The organism is Synechococcus sp. R55.3 (assembly GCF_047461975.1).
Classification (GTDB): domain Bacteria; phylum Cyanobacteriota; class Cyanobacteriia; order Thermostichales; family Thermostichaceae; genus Thermostichus.
Window position 1 is genome coordinate 25,596 of sequence record NZ_JANSIG010000026.1, and the last position, 7,877, is coordinate 33,472.

At 56.9% G+C, this 7,877-nt stretch carries 8 protein-coding genes; 3 read left to right on the forward strand and 5 right to left on the reverse strand.

The features are described 5' to 3' along the window. Positions 1-78: 78 nt before the first annotated feature. From NW849_RS06095 to NW849_RS06105, 3 genes are all read left to right on the forward strand, one after another. A complete protein-coding gene (locus NW849_RS06095) occupies positions 79-1,422 on the forward strand; it encodes an aromatic ring-hydroxylating oxygenase subunit alpha (protein ID WP_414356604.1) in 1,344 nt (447 codons plus the stop codon). A 52-nt stretch (positions 1,423-1,474) separates the two neighbouring features. Then, positions 1,475-1,909, forward strand: coding sequence for an ester cyclase (locus NW849_RS06100; protein WP_414356606.1), 435 nt, complete (start codon positions 1,475-1,477; stop codon positions 1,907-1,909). 210 nt (positions 1,910-2,119) lie between these two features. Next, positions 2,120-2,899: a phytanoyl-CoA dioxygenase family protein gene (locus tag NW849_RS06105; RefSeq protein ID WP_414356607.1), complete on the forward strand. Its 780-nt coding sequence runs from the start codon at positions 2,120-2,122 to the stop codon at positions 2,897-2,899. 211 nt (positions 2,900-3,110) lie between these two features. Here the strand turns inward: NW849_RS06105 and NW849_RS06110 are convergent, their stop codons facing one another. The 5 genes from NW849_RS06110 to NW849_RS06130 form a co-directional block, all read right to left on the reverse strand. After that, positions 3,111-4,475, reverse strand: a complete 1,365-nt coding sequence (locus NW849_RS06110; RefSeq protein ID WP_414356608.1) for a gluconeogenesis factor YvcK family protein — start codon at positions 4,473-4,475, stop codon at positions 3,111-3,113. Beyond that, complete coding sequence (gene rapZ, locus NW849_RS06115) at positions 4,468-5,451, reverse strand: RNase adapter RapZ (protein WP_414356609.1); 984 nt, start codon at positions 5,449-5,451, stop codon at positions 4,468-4,470. Before rapZ ends, NW849_RS06110 begins: the two co-directional genes overlap by 8 nt. A 102-nt stretch (positions 5,452-5,553) precedes the next feature. Further along, complete coding sequence (nth, locus tag NW849_RS06120; protein ID WP_414356610.1) at positions 5,554-6,258, reverse strand: endonuclease III; 705 nt, start codon at positions 6,256-6,258, stop codon at positions 5,554-5,556. Positions 6,259-6,264: 6 nt separating this feature from the next. Continuing rightward, positions 6,265-7,362, reverse strand: a complete 1,098-nt coding sequence (rseP, locus tag NW849_RS06125) for an RIP metalloprotease RseP (RefSeq protein WP_414356611.1) — start codon at positions 7,360-7,362, stop codon at positions 6,265-6,267. Positions 7,363-7,516: 154 nt separating this feature from the next. Next, positions 7,517-7,759 carry a NifU family protein gene (locus NW849_RS06130; RefSeq protein ID WP_414356613.1) on the reverse strand — a complete coding sequence of 81 codons (243 nt, stop codon included), beginning with the start codon at positions 7,757-7,759 and terminating at the stop codon, positions 7,517-7,519. Positions 7,760-7,877 lie beyond the last annotated feature (118 nt).

The window sequence follows — 7,877 nt, forward strand, 5'->3', positions numbered from 1 at the left end:
GTGGCCGGTTTTGAGAGCATTTGGGTAACTAAGAGGTGGGTAAAGGCAAGAGAAATAGATAGCCAAAGTTGGAGACCCATGGTTCAAAGTCAACACGCTGTTTTAGACTTAGATTTTCTGATCCAACTGGGACAGGTACATCGCTCCCTATACACGGATCCTGAGGTGTTTGCTCTGGAGATGAAGCGTGTTTTTGGCGTCACTTGGGTTTATCTTGCCCATGAAAGCGAGTTCCCTCAGCCGGGATGCTTTCTTCGTCGTCGCTTGGGAACCCGGCCCATTCTCCTGACGCGGGAACGGGATGGGCAAGTCTATGGCCTCTTCAACCGCTGTACTCACCGGGGCACTTTGCTGGTCACTCAGGATAAGGGATCCGCGAAGCACTTGAGTTGCCCTTACCATGGCTGGTGTTTCGCATTGGATGGTCGCCTCAAGAATTTGCCAGTGGCTCAAAGCTACGCCAACCCTGATAAACCGACCTTCAACCTCGGACAATTACAGGTGGAATCTTATCGAGGGTTTGTCTTTGGCACCTTGGCCGCAGAGCCGTTGCCGCTGACAGAATGGCTAGGAGCTGCCCGGCCTTGGCTAGATGAGCATTTGGATCGCCATCCCGGCGGCCAAATTCGCGTGCTGGACTCGCCCATTCATCTGGAATTTAAGGGCAACTGGAAGCTGCTCTGGGATAATGCTGCCGATGGTATCCATGCCACTTTTGCCCATCGTTCCTACAACCTTCTGGGCCATCAAGCCGAAACAGAAACGGTACTAGCCCGTAACCCTGCTAAGACCCCTATGGTTAGCCGTACCCTGGGACACGGTCATTGTGTGGTGGATCAACGTCCTGGCCTTCCCGATGGGCCATGGGCAACCATGCGTCAGTTGCCTACCCGCGAGGCCCTGGAGAGATCCCTGTGTGCTCGAGGAGAAGCTTATGCTGAGCTGCTCAATCTGGCCACGGGCAATATGGTTAACCTCAGCCTCTTCCCCAATCTGATCTTGGTAGGCAACCAATTGATGGTAGTGGAGCCGCTGGCTGTAGATCGCACCCGTATCAGCCTTTACCTGGCTGTAGCTGAAGGGGTTCCCCAAGAGATCAACCTATTGCGACTGAGGGTAGATGAAGATTTTGTGAGCTTTGGTACCCCAGACGATCTGGCCATTTTCGAGCGCATCCAAGAGGGGCTGGAGATCCCAGAGGAGGAATGGCTGGATATCAGTCGGGGCCACCAAGCCGGAGATCAACTGGATCCCTGGGGCAACATCGTCGGATCCATCGCTACCGAAGCTCCGATCCGCGCTTATTGGCAGGAATGGAAACGACTCATGCGCGAGCCAATTCCCTTGCGAGTGCGACGAGCTTCCGAACAACGCCCAGCCAACTTGACCTCACCCCAGCAAAAGGCTGCAGACTTCACCTAAAGTTGGGAAAAACTGTGTACAAAGTTAACTGTTCCTGAGGAGGATCCCAGTCGTGTCCACAAGTCTTACCCCTGCCGAAATTGTCCGCAACTATCACACTCGTCTCTGGGGCAAAGGAGATCTAAGTGCTGTGGAAGCATTCTGGCTACCTACAGCCAAGGTACACATGACTGGATTTAGTGGCAATGGCGTTGAGGTGGTGAGGGCTGATGTAGAGCGATATTTTGGAGCTTTTAGTCAAGTGGAAACCCAAATCAATCATCTGATTGGTGAAAGAGACTGGGTCGTGTTGCATTGGACAACGAGCGGATTTCACGTCGGCACCTACGATAACATTCCGGCCACCCAGAAGCGAATTACCATGACGGGTATAGATCTGTTTCGCTTAGAAGATGGTCGCTTTGCTGAATGTTGGTCAGTTTGGGATGGCATGTCAGTTTATGAACAACTGGGAGTTCTCAGGCTAGATCGACCAGAATCTTTATAATCTTTAAACTAAACTTCTTCTCTGAATAGCTTACTAACTCTACAATCGTCTGAATAAAATTTGGAGTTTGGGCAAAATAAGTTGAGGAAAAATTTAAGGTGAGTTGATTCGTCTTTTTCGACTTCATGAGATTTCTATAGATAAGCAAGACTCCTGTAAAACAAGAGATATGTCTGTATTGACTGTAGTAAGTGTCGCCGGAAAATTGCAATGCTGAAACTCAAGCCTGGTATGAAAGTCTTGGAAGCTGAGCCAATTTCTACATCTCAGTTAGCTTCTCGGATTCGAGAGGAGGGAGTGGCCATTCTACGCAATGTGATTGACAAAGAAACCTGCGCGGCCTTGATAGACATTATTGAACGATTGCGGGCGAAGCCAAGCCCTCACTTTCGCACTCTTTCTCCGCCCACAGAGCCCATTACCCAAAGTGACTTGTTCCGCTGGCAGGAAGATGAAACCCTGGCAAAACTGGTTACAGAGGGGGTTCTGCCTCAACTTGCCGCACACATATTGGACACGAATAAGGTAATTTTATTGGAGGATCAATTTTTCTATTCTGAGCCAGGATGCCAATTTACTAGCCCTTGGCATCAGGATCACTCTTACCATCCTCTCGAACCTTGGTTTCTAACATTCTGGATCCCTCTAGATCCAGTTGACAGCGACCATGGGTTGCGTGCCGTGGTGGGATCCCATCGGGGGCCTCTTTACGCACCGGTGGAATTTTCTGCGGCAGAGGCGACTTTAGCAGGGGACGGGACAAGCCTGAAGGCTGTTCCTGATATTGATGAGCTGGAAGCAGTCGGGTCTAACATCCTTGCCCCTAGCTTTGAGGCAGGAGATGTGATGATTCTACACTCCAAGACTCTTCATGCAGGTGGAAAAGCTTGTCCATCGGTTTTTCGTCGGCTCTCGATTCGCTATGCGCATCCAGAAATACACTACGTTCAACGGGCCTGGCCAATCGCATCCTTCTGGCAGGAACCATAGAAATACCAGCGGGGTTATGACGGCCAAAACCACATGTTGGAATTGGCCGCTACTCAGCCCGACAAATCGCCCCAGACAAGCGGCAGGCTTCCATAGAGTACAGGCAGGGAAATCACATTATTTCGGATGTGTCAGGGCTGAGCCGCAGGTTTTGGTCAAAGAGAGCTGAGGGGTCTGTCTGAGAATTTTGGGCGATCTATTCAGGGCGAACCTAGAGGGGGCGATGTCTGTCGAACCAGCGCATCAGCATTGCAGCCAAGCGTTCGGGGTTGTGGCGCACCAAGCCGGTCTCTGGATCCTCTTGCATGACGTTAGCCAAAACGGCACGGCAGCCCAGGTAAGCCAGTTTGTCGGGATCCAGCACCACAAACTCAGAACCGCTGCGGCGGTAATGCTCCAAAGCGCGCGGGGAGGGTGGCTCCCGCTGCACCAGCACGCCGTCAAATAGGCGCACTCCTGCCACCCGATCCAAAGCCATGACGTGATCCCCAACGGTATAGCCGTCGGTTTCCCCCGGCTCGGTCATGATGTTGCAGACGTAGATGTGGGGGGCCATATTTTTGGCCAGAGCTTCCACAATTTCCGGTACCAACAGGTTAGGGATGATGCTGGTGTAGAGGCTACCCGGCCCCAGCACCACAAACTCTGCCGCCTCAATAGCCTCGATGACTTCCGGTAGGGCGGGAGGGTTGGGGGGGTCACAGCCGATTCGGCAAATGCGTCCTCCGGCTTTGGCAATGTTGGACTCTCCCACCACGCGGCGGCCATCGCTCAGCTCCGCCCAAAGGGTGACATCCGCCAGGGTGGCCGGCAGCACCCGCCCCTGAATGGCCAAGACTTGTGAGGTGGCAGTGATGGCCCGAATCAAGTCGCCGCCGGTTACCGCGGTGAGGGCAGTGATGAACAGGTTGCCGAAGCTGTGGCCGCTTAGCCCTTCCCCCGACTGGAAGCGATATTGAAACAGCTCGGTGAGCAGCTTTTCCTCGTTGGCCAGAGCAGTCAGACAGTTGCGGATATCGCCGGGGGGCAAAACGCCGATCTCCCGCCGCAGACGCCCTGAGGATCCCCCGTCATCGGCCACCGTGACAATTGCTGTGATGTTGGAGCTGTAGCGCTTCAGACCCCGCAGCAGGTTGGAGAGGCCGGTGCCGCCCCCCAGTACCACAATGCGGGGACCACGGCTGAGACGCCGCCGCGACAACAGCTTATCCACCAGCGCTTCATCTCCCTCGGGGATCAGCACATCCTCGATGGAGCGCATGGCGCTGCGAAACCCCAGCACCACCATCACCAGCCCGATCCCGGTCACCAGGGGGCCACTGATGTTGTTCGGGATCCAAGTGGTAATCAAGCGCAGGGTGATGTCGATCAGCCGTTTTAAGCGAAAGATGGGGGTCAACTCCGTCCAGATGGCGATGCCCAGCACCATCAGCAGCACGCCCCCAACCGCCAGGCTCAGCCAGCGTTTGACAGCCAAACCGGGAAAGAGCCATTTCCAGCCACTTCCCGACCAAGCAGCCTTGCGGCGACGAATGCCCCAAACAGGGGACTTGTTGCTGGGCAGGGGCTTAGCCATGGGAAGGTGCAGGAACGCCGGCCAAAGGGATCCTAACCTGTTGCTGCGCAACGCCAACTTCGCCGGGCACCGGGCCAAAGCGGGCTTCCAGCTCCCGCTGAGAGTCGAGCAGATGGCGATGCTGAACCTGAACATTCAGGTCGGGAAGGGCGTGGTTGCCGGCAGGGACAGTCCAAGGCTGCAGATCCTGGGCCAGGCGCTCCACCAGAGCCACCGAGCGGTGCTGGCCGCCGGTACAGCCGATGGCCAAAGTCAGGTGGGGGCGACGTTCTGCGCGATAGTGGGGCCAAAACGCTTTGATCAGGGACAAGATGTGCTGGTAGGTGGATTGTGTAATGGGATCCGCAAACAAGAACTCCTGCAGCAGGGGATCCTGCCCGGTAAGGCGGCGCAGATGGGGCTGAAAGAAGGGGTTGGGCAAAAAGCGCACATCAAATAGCAAGTTGGCATCGGGGGGAACGCCGTACTTGAAACCGAAGCTGACCAACCTTAGGTTGAGGGGCTGGGGGATCCCTTGCACCAGAGCTTGCAATTGCTGCCGCAGTTGCTGGGCATTGAGGTCGGAGGTATCCAACCAGTGGGTGCAGCGTTCCCGCACCGGGGCCAGAGCCAGCCGCTCTTGCTCAATGGCCTCCCACAAACCGGCAGCTTCCCCGTAGGGATGGGGACGGCGGTGGGCGCTGAGACGGTTGAGCAACACTGGGGAGCGGGCCTCCAAGAATAGGAAAGGGATCCCTTGCGATTGCACCCAAGCAGCCAGGGTGGGAACTTGATCCCGGTACTCCTGGGCGTGGAGATTCAAGCTGATGGCCAAAGCAGCGTGATGGGTCCGCATCGCCTCAACCAAGGGGATCACCTGGGCAGGCGGGATCCCTTCTAGGCTGGTGTACCCCAGTTGTTCCAACTGCTGGATGGCCAAAGTTTTCCCGGATCCCGTCAGGCCGGCAATGACCAGAACGGGGGGCGCGACTGACATGGGTTTATCCTGCATGGAGCTTATTCTAGGGCGAGAGGCGGCCAAAACAAGCGCCGGAAGAATGGGGGGCTCAGCCACGCGGGGCGCCTAGAAACCATCATCTCAGGCCGGCGAGGCTTTTGTAGCTTTTTTATCCATTTTCTCATCCGGTGCCGCCGGTCTCAGGAGGGGAGCGCTGGGGCAGAGATCCGCCAAAAAACATTGCTGGCACAGAGGCTTGCGGGCAGTGCAGACGGCCCGTCCGTGGTCGATCAGACGGATAGACCAGTTCTCCCAATCCGCCTGCGGCAACAACTGCATCAGATCCTTTTCGATGCGCACGGGATCCTCGTGCTCAGTGAGGCCGAGGCGGCGGCTGAGGCGCTTAACATGGGTATCGACGGTAACCCCGGCATGGATGCCAAAAGCATGAGCCAACACCACATTGGCCGTCTTGCGGGCTACGCCGGGTAGGGTGAGCAGCTCCGGCATGGTGCGGGGCACTTGGCCACCGAAATGGCTTAAGATCCTGCGGCAGGCTTCCTGAATGTGCTTGGCCTTGTTGCGATAGAAGCCGGTGGAATGGATGAGAGCCTCGATCTCCTCTCGCGGCGCTGTCGCCAGGGCCTGGGCATCCGGGAAGCGACGAAACAGCTCCGGCGTCACCTGATTCACCCGCTCATCCGTACACTGAGCCGAGAGGATGGTTGCCACCAAGAGCTGCAGCGGCGTCTGGTAGTGGAGGGCACAGGTGGAGTTGGGGTAGTGGCGCTTCAGCCGGAGCAGGATCTCCAAAGCTCGCTGGCGCAAGGCCCGTTTGCTGGCCATCTTCCCCTAGCCCGACCCGGTGACAATGGCGAGGGTGTCTTTGAAGAGCAGCACCACCCCCAATCCCAGCAACAACACCAAGCCCGTCTGCATCACCCGCTCCTCCAGATGCTTGGGCAGCCGTTTGCCGCGAATCGCCTCCAGGATCAAAAAGGCAATGTGTCCCCCGTCCAAGGCGGGCAGGGGCAACAGGTTGAGAAAGGCCAGGTTAATGCTAATCAAAGCGGTGAAATTAAACAGGCTGGCGGCGTCATCGCGGGCCAGATCCGCCCCAATCTTGACGATCCCCACCGGGCCGGAGACCTGAGCAGCCGTGCTTTGGAAATTCTGCAGCAACTGCCGCAAGCCGTTCAGATTGAGCATCACCACCCGCTGGTAGGCATTTCCCGCCTCCGTGAGGATCTCAGCCACACTCTGAGGGGGACGCAAGGTCACCTCCTGGTGGGGGGCCAAGGTCACTCCAATGGCCACCGTCTCTCCCCGCACCTCTGGGATCACCGTCAATTGCAGGGGATCCCCTTCCCCGCGCTGCACCTCCAGGGGAATGGGCCGGTTCTCGCTGCTGCGGATCAGCACCTGAAAATCGTTCAGAGCTGCCAAGGCCGCCGTCTCGTCGGCAATCCCCCTGTAATCGCGATCGGCCGCCTGCAACACCACATCCCCTGCCTTCAGGCCGGCCCGCTCCGCCGGGCTATCGGGCATCACCTGAGGGATGAGAATGCCGGGATGGAGGCGCGTTACCGAGGGGATCCCCACCGAGGCGAACATCAACACCAGCACCAGATAGGCGAAGAGCAGGTTGGCCATCACCCCCGCACTCATCACCACCAGGCGATCCAACACGGGGCGGTTTTTCAGCAGATCCGGGTCGTCGGGCGGGTAGGGGGAATGTTCATCCTCGTCAGGAAAGCCCACGTAGCCCCCCAGCGGCAGGGCGCGAATGGCGTACTCCGTCTCCTTGCCCTGGTATCGCCACAGCACTGGGCCAAACCCCAGCGAGAAGCGGTTGACGTGGATCCCTTGGAGTTTGGCTGCCGCAAAATGGCCTGCCTCGTGCACCAGGATCAGCAGGGCGAGAATGGCAATGGAGAGGAGAACAGACATGCGCTAGCTCTGAAAGATGCACAGAAGCAAGGAAGTGGGGAGCAGAGAGCCGCCCGAGATGGCTGGAGACTATCGATCAAGGCACACAATTGAACACTTGAGTAAAGAATCCCAAAGGAATCTCACAAAAACCCACAGCAGAAGAGGGAGCCTCTCAGAATACCTGCTCCACCTCCAAAATGTCGGGAATGCTCTCCCGCAACTTGCGCTCAATGCCCATCTTCAGAGTCAGGGTTGAGCTGGGGCAGGCTCCACAGGCCCCCTGCAGGCGCAGCTTGACCACCGGGCCATCGATTTCCACCAATTCCACATTGCCCCCATCGGCCATCAAGTAAGGACGCAGCTCGTCCAGGACTTTCTCGACGTTCTCGGTATTGAGTTCCAGTGCTTGTGCCATGGTTGCTTTTAGCCTCGTTGAGATTTGGATTGTAGCGGTTTCTGATACATTCACGCTGAACTCTCCTGAACATGGTTCAGGAAAGAAGCGATCGCATCCTGCCTATCTCTGAGCAGGA